The sequence below is a fragment of the Sphingomonas trueperi genome, from assembly GCF_040545665.1.
GTDB lineage: Bacteria > Pseudomonadota > Alphaproteobacteria > Sphingomonadales > Sphingomonadaceae > Sphingomonas > Sphingomonas trueperi_B.
On sequence record NZ_JBEPMH010000003.1, the window covers coordinates 451,155 to 464,466 of the forward strand.

The following is a 13,312-nucleotide window of genomic DNA, read 5'->3' on the forward strand; positions in this document are numbered from 1 at the left end:
CCTACGTTCCTTGGCGCTTGGCGAGAATAGCGGCCCAAGGGTTTGGCTTGGCCTCACCAACACGATGCAGCGTGTTGCGGTCCTGGTGCGCGAACGTGGCCGCCTGCCCCTCGACCTGCAGTTCCGTGTCCGTCACGTAGCTCCACGTCCCATCCTCATGGAAGGTGATCGTGATACGATAGCTGTCCGTCCGAAACGCCTGCTCCAAAAAGGTCGTGGAGCAGATCCCATTCTCGGTGCTGCCGCGCACGGAGGAGACGATGATCTCGTCGGCGTTCGCTTTCGCGATGCCGGATGCGAGGGCAACCTGCCCCCGAGGGATGGCGAGCGTCTGCAGCACTAGGCCGGTGGCAGGCTCCCAAAGCCAATAGCCCACTTGATCGTGGAAGGTGATGTCCTCTTCCTCAGTGGTGATGTGAATGTGGTACCGCAGGCCGTAGAAGAGCTGCGGGCCATTCGCTTGAGGATCGATCGCCTGGAAGTCGATGTTTTCGATGAACACGCGACGTTCGGATCCGGCAGCCTTGGGTGCCATATCGACACCCTTCCGAGCACGCCAGCGGCCCGCCAAACGGCGGAGGGGCCCGAGGTTCGCGAGGGTATCCGGATCCACATTTGCAGGCTCGGTGAAGACATCTCTTGGTGCAGGTGTCATGATCCTAGTCCCGCTTAAGAAAATGGGCCCGCCATCGGGACCAAACCCGACCTTCATCGCCGACAACCGCTTGCGATGCATCCATACAATAGTTTTGGTCGCGAGCGCGCGACCGGCTTTCGGCATCCTGCGACACTCGCAATTGCGAAATGCGCCGGCTTGAACCTGAGTATGATAGCCCCGCCCCCGCCGAACCGCGAAAGCTGATCAACATCAGGACAGCAAACGTGAGGCAGACATGAGCGTGTCGATCAACACCTATCGCGAGAACACGCACACCCCGATCGTGCTGCCCCCCCTGGACGCGCCTAGCGCAGCCGATGAAGCCAACCATCGCATTGCCAACAACCTGCAGGTGCTCCTCAATCTGGTTGCCGGCGAAGCGCGCGCCCTTGAAGACGCCGCAGGTCGAGCAGCGCTCGAGCGCACGATGAACCGCCTTACCGCCATCGCCAGCGTGCACCGTCACCTCCACACAAAAGGTGTCGATGGGACCGTAGACCTGGGCGCCTATCTTCGTGAGCTCTGTGCACACATGCAGTTGAGCCTGCCTCGGCACCGCACGTTGCTCGTCGCCGCCGATCGGGCAAATGCTTCTGCTGAGACGGCCGCCGCCCTCGGCATGCTGACGGCCGAGCTTGTGATGAATGCCTGCAAGCACGCCTATGCGAGCGACGCGCCCGGCGCTGTAGCGGTCTCCCTTTCCACCTCCTCCGGCGAGGCGCGCTTGATAGTCGAAGACAGAGGCCGCGGTCGACCGCGCCTGGCGGATGGCGGCGGTCTGGGCTCTCGCCTGATTGACGCAACGGTGAAGCGGCTGAAGGGTCTCGCCGTCTGGGAACAGGCGATGCCCGGCACCCGCTTCAACCTCTATTTGCAGCTGGACGCGCGATGAGGGACTTCATCAGCTAACGCCGGCGAGCCAGTTCCCCTCCAAGAAGTGGGCAAGTCGGCCGCGCTCGCGGTCACAACCCGAGCGGCTAGGCCAAGCGGCGCCATTACCGCATGCGCTCCCTGGGCGACACTCCGTGAGCAGCTCTCATACAGCGCGCGAAGTGCGATCTTGAAGCATATCCCGCGGCTTGCGCGGCCTGAGTGACCGTGTTGTGCGAAGAGCCGAGTAGACGCCCCGCCATATCCATCCGGACTGCCAGCAGGATCTGGCGAAAAGAGCGCTCGCTCCCCTTCAGATGTCCCCGTAGCGTGGAGGCACCTAGCCCCAGCCTTTCCGCCACTTCGCTGACCTGCCAGGCCCAGGCTGGATCCGAGTATATCACCGCCTCGACCTGCTCTGCTGGTCCGACCGCGGTCAACATCGCAGCCGCTGGCGCTTCGCTCATCAACAGCAAGATTTCCAGAATGCGAGTTCGGGCGATCGCCGCCGCGACTGCAGGAGTAGGATAGCCCACAAACAAGGACCCGATCAGCCCTACCCTCTCAACTGGCCTCGCCGCCCAACTCGCCAAGATCGGCTTTCGCTCCGCCGACGTGACCAAGCTCGGCATCAGCCACTATCACTTCGACCATGTTGGGCAGGCCGCAACCTTCCCGAATGCTACCTTGCTCATCGGCGCCAGGGACTGGGCTGCGCTCCACGCTAATCCGCTGCCATTTGGTGCCGATCGAGCGCTGCTTGGGCCGTGGCTCGACGGCAGCAGCAAAGTCGATCCGGTGGATGGGGATCGGGAGGCGCCCATGGCGGGCGTCTCCCAATCGAAGATCAGCCAGCCGAAACAGCCGAGCGCCGGAGCCGCACCGGGATCGACTTGTAGGACGGCGTGCCGCTGCGCTTATCGATGTCGCTCAGCGGCACCAGGCAGTTGGCCTCCGGATAATAGGCTGCGACCGAGCCGCGTGAGATGGGGTGCGCGAGGATAGTCTGCCCGGCCAAGACACGATCACCGGTCACCACGTCCACGACATCACCGTGCGCTAGCCCATGCGCTGCAAGATCATCGGCGTTCGCAAAGACAACATCCCGCCGGCCGGTCACACCGCGATAGCGGTCGTTCAAACCGTAGATCGTCGTGTTATACTGATCGTGGCTGCGGATCGTCGCGAGCGTCAGCTGATCGTGCGCGATGTCCGGGTCTTCCTGAATGGAGGGATAGACCAGGAACTGCGCCTTCCCGTCCGGTGTATCCCACTCGCGAATGGATGCACCGACCCGCAAGCGGAAGCCGCCCTTAACCCGCACGCGGGCGTTGAAGTCCGCGAAATCCGGGAACACAGCTTGGATGGACTCGCGGATGCGATCATAGTCGCTGATGAGCGCATCCCACTCGATCGGCGCATGCGGAACCGCCGCCTTAGCAAGCCCCGCGATGATCGCCGGCTCGGAGCGAAGCGCGTCCGAGACAGGCTTCAAGAACCCGCGCGATGCATGCACCATCGACATCGAGTCCTCGACGGTAATGGCCTGCGGTCCGGAGGCCTGGACATCGAGTTCCGTTCGCCCGAGGCACGGCAGGATAAGGCTCTCCTGCGCCGTCAGCAGACAGGTGCGGTTGAGCTTGGTGCAGATCTGGACGTTGAGCTTCAGCTTTCGGAACGCAGCGAAAGTGGTCTGAGGGTCGCTCATCGCAGACGCGAAATTCCCTCCTAGCCCAACGAACGTCTTCGCCCGCCCCTCGTGCATGGCGGCGACCGCCTCCACAGCGTTGTCGCCATGGGCGCGGGGGCTCTCGATACCAAACTCGGCATCCAGCCGGTCGAGGAATGCCTCGGTCGGGATCTCGGTGATTCCAACCGTCCGGTCACCCTGAACATTCGAGTGGCCTCGCAATGGGCAGATCCCCGCCCCCTCGCGCCCAATGTTGCCGCGAAGCAGAAGCAGATTGGCGATTTGCTGCACGGCTTCCGTGCCATGACGGTGCTGGGTGATACCCATGCCGTAGCAGATGATCACACGTTCGGCGCGTGCATAGACCTCGGCGATGCTCTCCATCGCAGCCTGCGTAAGCCCCGCACGCTGTTCCAGATCCGCCCAATGCTGCCGGTCCAGATCTTCGATCAGGCCCTCGAAGCCAACGGTATGCTGCTCGATGAACGCATAGTCGAACAGCGGCGGCTCGCCGGCAACTCGCTGCGCGCGGTCTGTGGCGAGCAGCGCCTTCATCACGCCTTTCAGCAGTGCCACATCCCCGCCGACCTTCACGAGATGATAGGCCGACGCAAGCGGCGTCGAGCTGTTCGTCACCATCTCGATGGGAGCCTGGGGATCCTGGAAGCGCTCGAGGCCCCGCTCTCGCATCGGGTTGATCACGATGATCGGAACGCCGCGACGGGACACCTCGCGTAGCGTGCCCAACATGCGAGGGTGATTGGTGCCAGGATTGTGCCCAATGCAGAAGACGGCATCCGCATAGTCGAAATCCTCGAGCGTCACCGTTCCCTTACCCACGCCGATCGACTGTGGCAGACCTACGCTGGTCGCCTCGTGGCACATGTTTGAGCAGTCGGGGAAGTTGTTGGTGCCGAAGGCGCGGACGAACAGCTGATAGAGGAACGCCGCCTCGTTGGAGGCGCGGCCGGACGTATAGAACTCCGCCTCATTCGGATCCTCTAGCGATCTTAAAGCCGCGCCTGCTCGCGCAAAGGCCTCATCCCATTCGACCGGCACGAAGTGGTCTGTCTCTGCGTCATAGCGAAGCGGATGCACAAGGCGGCCAGCCTGCTCCAGCTCGTGATCCGACCAGTTCCAGAGCTCGGACACCGTGTGCGATGCAAAGAAGTCGGCGTCGACGCGTTTCTCCGTCGCTTCCCAAGTGACTGCCTTCGCGCCGTTCTCGCAGAACTCGAAGGAGGAGGTGTGCTTCGGATCCGGCCAGGCGCAACCAGGACAGTCGAAGCCCTCGGGCTGATTGAGGCGCAACAGAGCACGCGTTCTTGCGCTCGCCCCCATCTCGTCCTTCACCGCCAAGGCTACGGCACGCAGCGCACCCCATCCGCCCGCCGGACCGCCATAAGGTGCAACGCCGTCTACCGGCTCCTCAGGACCAGCCACTACCTTCTCCTTCGAAATGACAGCACACCCTGGCGCAGGAGCGGAAGGCAGCGGAATCATACTTCTGTTTCGGTTGAGCGGGCGCCTGTGCCTCGGCAAGACTGTGTCGGCAGCGAATGATCGTTCGAGGCTTGGCTAAACGCCTCCTGGCGCTGCTAGCCAATTGTCACAGCGGCTCCACGAGCAGTGTTCCATTTTCCGACAGCCGCACCCCAGCAGTAAGATGCCGAGAGGAACCTCAAAAGCAATTCGACATTCCCGCTCGAAAGAGGGAGATCGCGATGGAGGAAAAGACACCCTCGGTCGTTCTTGTCGTAGATGACGATCCACTTATTCTGTTCATGGCCGTATATTCACTGCAGGCAGATGACTTCGTCGTGCTCGGCGCCTCGGCCACCGATGAAGCCCTGTCTCTTCTTGACACCCACGATATCGGTGTTCTTGTCACGGATTTAAATCTTGCTGGATCAATGGATGGCATTGATCTCGCCCGCTGCGTTCAACAGCGAGTGCCACAAGCGCACATCATCGTGTCCTCTGGAGACGATCCTAGTGCCAGCCTGGCAAGGCGCGGCTCTATAGCCTTTTTGCAGAAGCCTTACCGATCGCATCAGCTTACGAGTGCGGTGCGCGGCCGTAAATGAACCCAGTGCTACCTTTGTATAGATTATCATCCGTCAGCCCGAAGCCAAAATCCTCACTGCATTCGGATGCCGTTGTGAGCGCGTCGCGCTCGTACGTCTGCGATCGAATGCGTAGCAAAAGTGCAAGCTGCTGGAGACGGTGGGACCAGATCAGCAAGAACCCTGGGGTTCGATCATAGTCCTTCTTCTTCCCGCACACCCCCTCAGGATTGATTGGAGTAGAGAACATGGCGAGCGGCTTCGTGAAAACCAAAGACGGCACCGAGATTTTTTATAAGGACTGGGGTCCCAAGGATGCCCAGCCGATCGTCTTCCATCATGGCTGGCCGCTCTCTTCTGACGACTGGGATACGCAGATGCTGTTCTTCCTGGCGAACGGATATCGAGTGGTTGCCCATGATCGGCGCGGTCATGGCCGCTCGACGCAAGTCGATGTCGGCAACGACATGGACCATTACGCGGCGGATGCCTCCGCGGTCGCAGAGCATCTCGACCTTTGGAACGCCGTCCATATCGGCCACTCGACCGGAGGCGGTGAAGTTGCCCGCTATGTTGCGAAGTTCGGCCAGCCGCAGGGGCGCGTAGCCAAGGCCGTCCTGGTAAGCTCCGTTCCGCCGCTGATGGTGAAGACGGCCAGCAATCCCGATGGGACGCCCATCGAGGTCTTCAACGGCTTCCGCGAGGCGCTGGCCGCCAACCGCGCGCAGTTCTTCCTCGATGTCGCCTCCGGTCCCTTCTACGGCTTCAACCGCCCCAACGCGAAGGTTTCGGAAGGCGTGATCCGCAACTGGTGGCGTCAAGGCATGGAAGGCGGCGCGCTCGCGCACCTCGAAGGCATCAAGGCCTTTTCCGAAACCGATCAGACGGCTGATCTGCAGGCGATTACCGTGCCGACGCTCATCCTGCAGGGCGATGACGATCAGATCGTTCCCTACAAGGACGCAGCGCTGTTGCAGGCGAAGCTCATCAAGGGCTCGCAGCTCAAGATCTACGAAGGCTTCCCGCACGGCATGCTGACCACCCATGCGGACGTGATCAATCCGGATCTGCTCGCATTCGTGCGTAGCTAAACGGATGCAGTTCTACCCGGCGCTTGGGGCCAATCCGGATTCAGCGCCGGGGAAGACGATCTGGTGGGCCCGAGGTCCGCTTTTTTCGGGTTGCGATCACGTCAGTGGCTGAGGGCCGAGGTAGATCTTGCAGAGCCGCGCAGACCTCCGCCGCCTTGTTACAAGAACTGAGGGCTAGCAGGCGGGCATGCGCAGACGGCTGCGCGGCGCACTGCCCGCATCAACAAGCAACGATCGTTATCAATCGCTTCTGCACGCCGTGATTCGATCATCCGCGCGTGACCGGCGCGACTTCAAAGCCGCATCGAACTGCGCAGGCCGAGAACGAGCGCGTTCTTCCGGCGGATACCAGCACCTGGCCAAGTCAACGCATTGGGCGAGATCGGGTGCACGATCCACTGGAGGTTGGGCTGCAGTGCAACGTTGCGACCGACGGCAACCTGATAGCTCGCCTCCACGGCCAGTTCGCCACTCGCGGCCGCGCCCAAGCCGCCTGGCTGCGGACGGCGCAACGCAGGAGAAAGCCGGGCTACAGCCAGCGCTACACCAACGACGTCGTTGGGACGCCCCGCCAAGAGACCCTTAGCAGTCACGCCAGCGTCGATGTAGCGGCTGACAGCGTTCCGATCGCCGGGCGAAATCGTGACCCGCGCGAACCCGTGCAGGTTCGATCGAAGCCGCGCGTCGGCTATGACGTAAGCCGCGCGATTGCCGTTGTGCGAGGACCGGAGAGGCGACCAGAGATCCGCCGTGCGCGCGAAATTCCACCAGCCGCCGATGATGAACGTCCACGCTGGATCGTCGCCACCTGCACTGCAGACGAATTCAGCAATCGCCAGCGGATTCCCACGAAACTGCCATCCGGCCAGCCCGCGTCGATCCGGATCGGGCGGATTGGCAGCAAACAGCGCGGCGCGGATCGTGGCTCGTCCACTGGAGGAGGTGGAGGCGAATCGAGCGCCCGGCACAGCAACCGGGTAAGCCGGCCCACCTCCCGGCAGGTCGGTTGCGAAACTGCCAGGCCAGCCGAACGTCGCGTTGACGAAGAAGTTGGCGGTGGGCGCGATCGCGAACTCCTGTCCCGCCGTGAACTGGCCCACGCGGATAGAGCGCGTTGCGCCCAGCTTCTGCTCGACCCATAAATTGAACAGCCGCAATGCCGGCGCCGCTTCGATGCCGCTGACGGTGAGTAGATTGTCTACGCGGCTCGCCGACAGTCCTGTGCCTTCGATGGCTTGGACACTGGCGTGCAGCGCCGCGCCGCGCCAGCCGACGAGCCTGTGAAGATCGGCATCAACGATACCGCCCAGCCGCTGCAGATACGCCGCTCCTCGCCGCGAGCCACCGGCGACATCGGAATTGGCGTCGCTGGTATAGATCAACGTCAACGCTACTGCCGACGTAGAGCGTGTCGCCTGTTCGCCATTCTCATCTCGATGTTGCGGCGCAGTCAGCGGACGCACGTCCTGCGCTCTCGCCCCGTCCGGCACACTGGCCAGAAGCGTGGCAAGCAGTGAGAAGATGCTGGTTGTGCGTCCTCGGGTGCGGCAGATTTTCATGCCGGAATGGTAGATCCGCGGCCGAGACACGCGCACTTATACACAAATATGCCGTGCGGTGTTTTCGCAGATTGGGACGCGTCGCGCTCTCAACATCGGCAAGACTGCTGGGCGCTAGGCGGCCCTCCGCGAGCGGTGTGTCAGCCGAGCCGCGGCACGCACCTGTCGGCGCCTGATCGCGGGCGGGTGGAGCGCATCTGCCTGTCCGTCATTCAGGAGAACGAGGGGCGGTTTGGACCATGGTGACCGCCACGCGCCTATCGCTCCAAATCAGATCAAGCGCCGTCGCGAACAGCAAGCCTACTGGCGGCCGCAACATCAAGCGCCAACCACTGGCGGAAGCACCTAGGACCGCACCCGCGACGTAGGAGACCCACGCCATTCCTCGCAGCAGGGCCTTCCCCATGGTCGGACGTGTCGCAGGGCTCCAATAATTCAACACTGGCAATACATGGCCCGCTAAGTGCTTCCCAAGCGGCTCTGGTCGCCTGATCGCGTCGGATGCAAGACCAAGTGTGTCACCCCTCGTCTCAAGGGCGGGGTAATCGCCCGTACATGCACATTGATACGCCCAAGAACATTCAGTGCACAACTTCAAGCTCCGGAAGCTGGCACCAGTACGCATGGACGCGAGCCATCGTCTTTATTGACCAGTCGTCACGGCCCGAGACAAGACGTGCACGCGGATCATAATTCTTCTTGCAAAGCCGAAGCCGGTTCGCCGAGCGCCTGCGCGGGATCGTGATCAACAGCTGTACGCATTGCTGGCCGGCACCCTGACGCAGTTGCCGTGTGCCCCTGCATTCATGCCGTCAGTCCCGCCCCCGCCCGAGCACGATCGTCCGCCGCCCGAAAATGAATGCGTCGGAGGAGTAGGCACCCGATCCCATCAACAGGATTGCCGCCATCTCCAGCGACGGTGCTACGACCCCGCTCGGAACTCCGCCCGTGACCAGGCCCGAGAGCAACAATGCCAGGCACCCGATCGCCATCATCCTGGTCCAAAACCCGATGATGAGACCGACCGCCAGCAGCATCACGATCCAAGGCCGCGCAGCCGCGGGCGTCAGCATCGGCATGGCGAGTATCGACATCGCAGCCGAGAGGCGCAGCAGCAGGAGTCCGGTGCCGATGCGACCGTCCGGATAGGTTGGGAGAATGCCTGGCATGCGCCTAGCAATACGGATCCCATGGGCTGCCCGGCAGCGCGAAATGGGCTATCGTGCGCTTGGTCTTTAGGGGCATGGCTGTGGGGCGCGATCGGTGTAGTAGCCCGATCCTCGCAGGGCGAGATCGGGTGAGGCATTCGATGCGGCGTGGCACGCGGCGATGTATGGAGACAGCATTTGAGGCGATGGTAGGTTCGCGCCTATGCTTGCTGCTGGGCATCTTGCTTGCAGGCTTCGCACATGGTCCGGCCTATGCCCTCGACCCGACCCGCGACCTGAACCAATACAAACACACGCGCTGGACGATCACCGAGGGGGCGCCGCAAGGCATTCATGGGCTCGTCCAGGGGACCGACGGCTATCTGTGGATCGGTGGCTCGGACGGGGTGTACCGCTTCGACGGCGTCACCTTCGAACACATCCCGCTGCGCGTTCCGCGCGCCGAGAGCTGGCGCGTCACGGCGATGCTCGCGGCGCAGGACGGCACCATCTGGGTCGGCTACGACAATGGTAAGCTGGCGACGTACCGCGGCGGTGCGTTGCAATTGGATACATCGGTCCCGAAGACCGTGGCGTTCACACTGCGCCTTGCGCAGACGAGCGACGGCGCGATCTGGCTCGCCGCCGGCTTGCAGCGGCGCGCGCTTCTGCGCCGAACAGGCGGGCGCTGGCAGGAAATCGGCACCGATTGGGGATTGCCCGACGACTGGATAACCGACGTCACCACGACGCGGGACGGGTCGCTCTGGGTGACCACCAGCAAGGCGATCCTGCTTCTCAGAAAGGGCGCGCGCCGCTTCGAGAAGATCGAAGCGCCTTCCGGCCTGGCGGCGGTGAGCGACGATGCAGCGGGGCGCATCTGGTTCTCGGACCGGCGCGGAACCCGCAGGCTGTCGGCATCGCTCGCACCCGATGGGCCGCTGGTGGCGACGCCTGCGGCGCAAAACACTTTCGACACGCGCTTCGACCGGGACGGAAACCTTTGGGGAGTCACCGGCGCCGGACTGTTTCGTATGCGCGCGCCGGGCACCTGGCGCGATCGGCCGGTTGCGGAACGGGTCGAGACATTCACGGCGAAGGACGGACTGACCGCGGACGTCGCCAATGCCTTTCTCGAAGACCGCGAAGGCAATATCTGGATCGGCACCAGTTTGGGGCTCGATCGGTTTCGCGCCGCGAATGTTGTGGTAGCGCCGTCGATAGGATCCAGGGCCGTATGGGGCTACGTTCTGCTGGGTGCGCGAAATGGCACCGTCTATGTCGGCGCAAACGACGGCGTCTTTCAGATTCCGCCCGGAGGCAGGCCGACACGGATCCCGGGCGCTGGCGGCGAAACGCACGATCTGTGTGAAGCGCACGACGGAAGCATCTGGGCCCTCCAGACGGGGAAGGTGCTCCGCATCCGGCCAGGCCGCATTGAGCGGCGCGACCTCCCTTTAGGCCGCGACCGACAATATTGCACCGTGGACAATGCCGATACCCTCCTGATCGGCAGCCCGGGTGTCCCGGGGGAACTGCGCACCCTTCGCTCGGGCCGATGGTATCGGCGCTCGTTCGCGACATTGGCCGAAACCCCGCAATACCTCATCATCAGGACGCAGGAGCCATCGCTTGCCCTGCTTGAATCAGGCGCGCTCGTACGGCTGGACGACGTGGGAAGGAATGCGGCGCCGATCCTCGGCGATCGTGTGACCGACTCCAGCACGGTCTATGTGGGCGCGGGGCAGGTCCTGTTCGGGCGGCAGTCCGGAATCAGCAGACTGCGCGGAGGGCGTCTGCAAACCATTGGTACCAATCGTTTCCCTTGGCTGGTCGGTCCGTCCGGCTTTGTCGAGACGCCCGACGGCCAGACCTGGCTGATCGCGAGGGCCGGGATCATCCGCGTGTCGTCCCGCGCGCTGGACCGGGCGTTCGCCGATCCCGCGGCGCCGCTCGACGCGATGATCCTCGACATGGAGGATGGTCTTCCCAATGTTCAGTTCCGCGATGGCGACCGGAACGCCGTACGGGGCGGCGACGGCCGGCTGTGGTTCACGACGACAGGGGGCGTCGTGTCGGTCGATCCGGCCCGACTGGTGCGCAACGCGTTGCCGCCGCCGGTTTCCATCCGCGCGATGACGGTGGCGGGAACGCGCTATCGCAATCCTTCCAGCATGACCCTGGCTGCGGGAACGTCGCAGCTGGCCATTCAATATGCCGGCCTCAGTCTTTCGATACCAAGCCGGGTCCGCTTCCGATATCGCCTCGAAGGCGTTGACGAGGATTGGATCGACGCCGGAACGCGACGCGACGCCTATTTCACCAATCTGGGACCCGGCACGTATCGCTTCCGGGTGATCGCGGCCAACAATGACGGGGTGTGGAACCACGAAGGGGCGACGCTGGAGTTCACCATTCCGCCCACCTTCGTGCAGTCGATCTGGTTCAAGCTGCTGATCGGACTCGGGGTGATCGGCATGCTCGCCGCGTGGTATCTGTGGCGGCTCCGGCAGCTTACTGCGCGGCTGCAACATCGCTTCGATATCCGCATTGCCGAGCGCGAACGGATCGCGCGCGAGTTGCATGATACGTTGCTGCAAGGATTCCAGGGACTGATGCTGCAGATAAAGGCGGGGGTGAACCGGCTGCCCGACGCTGATGCGCGAAAGCCGCTGGACGAGGCGCTGAAGCAGGCGCAGGCCGTGCTCATCGAGGGTCGCGATCGCGTGCAGGAGCTCCGGACCCGGGATCGTGCCGGCGATCTGGCACAAGCGCTGATCGATAGCGCATCCATGACCGCGAGCAGGACGGGGCCCGACGTACAGGTGACAACCGAAGGCGAACCCCGCGAGCTGCGCCCGCTGGTGCTGGAGGAAGTACATCGGATCGGCGAGGAGGCCGTACGCAACGCCCAAAAGCATGCCAATGCAGCCTCGATTGCCGTCTTGCTGATATGGGGTCGGCAAAGCTTGCGGCTGTCGGTTTGCGACGACGGCGTGGGCATGCCTGCAGACATCCTCGCGCATGGCGAGCGGCCGGGCCATTTCGGGCTGCGCGGCATGCGCGAGCGCGCCGAGCGTATCGGCGGCCGGCTGGTGGTCATCAGCAGAGGGAGCGGCGGCCGATCGGGTGGCGGCACCGAAGTGGGGCTCGTCGTGCCGGCACGCGCGGCGTACCGTGCCCGACCGGGTAGTCGTCTAAATCGCTATCGCACGATGCTGCGCGGCATGTGGCCCGGGCGACGCCGGTGAGTTCGTCGCCACGCCGACCGGGTGATCGATGATCCTGTCCTGCTGCGCCTCGCGGGCCTCGCCGGCCTAGCCGGCCGCGCGCAGGCGGGCAGGCAGTTCGCGGATCGGGCAATAGCGATAGGTCGTGTTTCCCTGAGACCGTATCGTGAAGTTGAGGGCATCGGGAATGTCGATCGTCTGCCGCTCGACAACGCGCTTCGCGGGTCCGGCACCGGCATCGATGCAGGACTGGCTTACCCTGTAGAGACTGCCATATCCGCTGCGACGCTTGGAGAGGATCCGGGCGATACAGGCGCGGCTATGCGCCGAGCTGATGCCCTTGCCGTCGTAGCGCCTGATCGCGACGTTCGGCGGATTGCCGCAGGACACGCCCTGCGCGACGAAGATGCCCGGCTTCAACTTGTACACGCCGCCCGGCGGGGGCGTGCGATCCGGATCGGCGGACGTCGGGGTAGCAACCAGCGCGGCACCCGTCAGGAGTGCGAAGGAAGCAAGGACGTGGCGAACGCTTGTCTGGTACATGATAGCCTCTTCAACGCGACAGGGGTTCTGTGGTCTTTCCATCAGACCAGCTCGCTTCAACGCGGACAGGCAAGATCGCCCTCTTCGCACGCCGCAATCCTTTCGAGCTGCCGGGTACGCTGCTGGCTGAGCGCCTTCAGGCAGGTCGCCTGGACCACCGGGTAGGCGGAGCCGCCCTGCACGCCCGCGGTCTCGAACTTGCACTGGGCGTCGCGAAACGCGATCCAGCTTCGCTGGGCATCGCGCAGCAGCAGGCGCGATGCGGGCGACAACCGGGCGCTTGCAGCCTTGTATTGAGCATTCAAAGCCTGATCGGCAGCGCGCGCCGCGCGCGCAGCCGAAGCGTTTGTCGCGGACTGCGTCTGGGCCGACAGCGGGGCACCGGCCAACGCGAATGCCATCGCTACGAAGAGACCGCGAAAACCGTACGTGCGCATGCCTATGGATACTCCTCGTA

Annotated in this window: 11 protein-coding genes and 1 pseudogene; 5 read left to right on the forward strand and 7 right to left on the reverse strand. The window is 63.6% G+C overall.

Features of this window, described 5'->3' with window-relative positions:
• Position 1: 1 nt before the first annotated feature.
• Complete coding sequence (locus tag ABIC65_RS12940) at positions 2 to 712, reverse strand: FABP family protein (RefSeq protein WP_354309397.1); 711 nt, start codon at positions 710 to 712, stop codon at positions 2 to 4.
• A 181-nt stretch (positions 713 to 893) separates the two neighbouring features.
• Here ABIC65_RS12940 and ABIC65_RS12945 point away from each other — a divergent pair, with 181 nt between their 5' ends.
• Positions 894 to 1,550: a sensor histidine kinase gene (locus ABIC65_RS12945; RefSeq protein WP_354309225.1), complete on the forward strand. Its 657-nt coding sequence runs from the start codon at positions 894 to 896 to the stop codon at positions 1,548 to 1,550.
• A 103-nt stretch (positions 1,551 to 1,653) separates the two neighbouring features.
• On the opposite strand, the gene ABIC65_RS12950 is transcribed toward ABIC65_RS12945, so the two are convergent.
• The gene (locus ABIC65_RS12950) at positions 1,654 to 1,995 is read right to left on the reverse strand and encodes a helix-turn-helix transcriptional regulator (protein WP_354309399.1); all 342 of its coding nucleotides are present in this window, start codon (positions 1,993 to 1,995) and stop codon (positions 1,654 to 1,656) included.
• A gap of 82 nt (positions 1,996 to 2,077) precedes the next feature.
• Here ABIC65_RS12950 and ABIC65_RS12955 point away from each other — a divergent pair.
• A pseudogene (locus ABIC65_RS12955) lies at positions 2,078 to 2,206 on the forward strand (MBL fold metallo-hydrolase); the annotation flags it as partial.
• Positions 2,207 to 2,375: 169 nt separating this feature from the next.
• On the opposite strand, the gene ABIC65_RS12960 reads toward ABIC65_RS12955, so the two are convergent.
• Positions 2,376 to 4,661 (reverse strand): FdhF/YdeP family oxidoreductase, encoded by a 2,286-nt coding sequence (locus ABIC65_RS12960; RefSeq protein WP_354309227.1) that lies wholly within the window; start codon positions 4,659 to 4,661, stop codon positions 2,376 to 2,378.
• A gap of 281 nt (positions 4,662 to 4,942) precedes the next feature.
• Between ABIC65_RS12960 and ABIC65_RS12965 the strand changes: the two genes are divergently transcribed.
• On the forward strand, positions 4,943 to 5,305 hold the full coding sequence (locus tag ABIC65_RS12965) for a response regulator (RefSeq protein ID WP_354309229.1): 363 nt from the start codon (positions 4,943 to 4,945) through the stop codon (positions 5,303 to 5,305).
• A gap of 227 nt (positions 5,306 to 5,532) precedes the next feature.
• Positions 5,533 to 6,375, forward strand: a complete 843-nt coding sequence (locus tag ABIC65_RS12970) for an alpha/beta fold hydrolase (protein ID WP_354309231.1) — start codon at positions 5,533 to 5,535, stop codon at positions 6,373 to 6,375.
• A gap of 293 nt (positions 6,376 to 6,668) precedes the next feature.
• Here the strand turns inward: ABIC65_RS12970 and ABIC65_RS12975 are convergent, their stop codons facing one another.
• Together ABIC65_RS12975 and ABIC65_RS12980 are read right to left on the reverse strand one after the other, a co-directional pair.
• Positions 6,669 to 7,934 (reverse strand): carbohydrate porin, encoded by a 1,266-nt coding sequence (locus ABIC65_RS12975; protein ID WP_354309232.1) that lies wholly within the window; start codon positions 7,932 to 7,934, stop codon positions 6,669 to 6,671.
• A gap of 812 nt (positions 7,935 to 8,746) precedes the next feature.
• Positions 8,747 to 9,103 (reverse strand): hypothetical protein, encoded by a 357-nt coding sequence (locus ABIC65_RS12980; protein WP_354309234.1) that lies wholly within the window; start codon positions 9,101 to 9,103, stop codon positions 8,747 to 8,749.
• Positions 9,104 to 9,309: 206 nt separating this feature from the next.
• Here ABIC65_RS12980 and ABIC65_RS12985 point away from each other — a divergent pair, with 206 nt between their 5' ends.
• Positions 9,310 to 12,333, forward strand: coding sequence for a sensor histidine kinase (locus ABIC65_RS12985; RefSeq protein ID WP_354309235.1), 3,024 nt, complete (start codon positions 9,310 to 9,312; stop codon positions 12,331 to 12,333).
• Positions 12,334 to 12,399: 66 nt separating this feature from the next.
• Here ABIC65_RS12985 and ABIC65_RS12990 read toward each other — a convergent pair whose 3' ends face one another.
• Together ABIC65_RS12990 and ABIC65_RS12995 are read right to left on the reverse strand one after the other, a co-directional pair.
• Positions 12,400 to 12,855, reverse strand: a complete 456-nt coding sequence (locus ABIC65_RS12990; RefSeq protein WP_354309237.1) for a hypothetical protein — start codon at positions 12,853 to 12,855, stop codon at positions 12,400 to 12,402.
• 56 nt (positions 12,856 to 12,911) lie between these two features.
• Positions 12,912 to 13,292 (reverse strand): lysozyme inhibitor LprI family protein, encoded by a 381-nt coding sequence (locus ABIC65_RS12995; RefSeq protein ID WP_354309239.1) that lies wholly within the window; start codon positions 13,290 to 13,292, stop codon positions 12,912 to 12,914.
• Positions 13,293 to 13,312: the final 20 nt, after the last annotated feature.

What these genes read in the sequence shown, in the direction of transcription:
- ABIC65_RS12940 (WP_354309397.1), bottom strand. Translation starts at nt 712, where the DNA reads ATGAAGGTCGGGTTTGGTCCCGATGGCGGGCCCATTTTCTTAAGCGGG.
- ABIC65_RS12945 (WP_354309225.1), top strand. Translation starts at nt 894, where the DNA reads ATGAGCGTGTCGATCAACACCTATCGCGAGAACACGCACACCCCGATC.
- ABIC65_RS12950 (WP_354309399.1), bottom strand. Translation starts at nt 1,995, where the DNA reads ATGAGCGAAGCGCCAGCGGCTGCGATGTTGACCGCGGTCGGACCAGCA.
- ABIC65_RS12965 (WP_354309229.1), top strand. Translation starts at nt 4,943, where the DNA reads ATGGAGGAAAAGACACCCTCGGTCGTTCTTGTCGTAGATGACGATCCA.
- ABIC65_RS12970 (WP_354309231.1), top strand. Translation starts at nt 5,533, where the DNA reads ATGGCGAGCGGCTTCGTGAAAACCAAAGACGGCACCGAGATTTTTTAT.
- ABIC65_RS12975 (WP_354309232.1), bottom strand. Translation starts at nt 7,934, where the DNA reads ATGAAAATCTGCCGCACCCGAGGACGCACAACCAGCATCTTCTCACTG.
- ABIC65_RS12980 (WP_354309234.1), bottom strand. Translation starts at nt 9,103, where the DNA reads ATGCCAGGCATTCTCCCAACCTATCCGGACGGTCGCATCGGCACCGGA.
- ABIC65_RS12990 (WP_354309237.1), bottom strand. Translation starts at nt 12,855, where the DNA reads ATGTACCAGACAAGCGTTCGCCACGTCCTTGCTTCCTTCGCACTCCTG.
- ABIC65_RS12995 (WP_354309239.1), bottom strand. Translation starts at nt 13,292, where the DNA reads ATGCGCACGTACGGTTTTCGCGGTCTCTTCGTAGCGATGGCATTCGCG.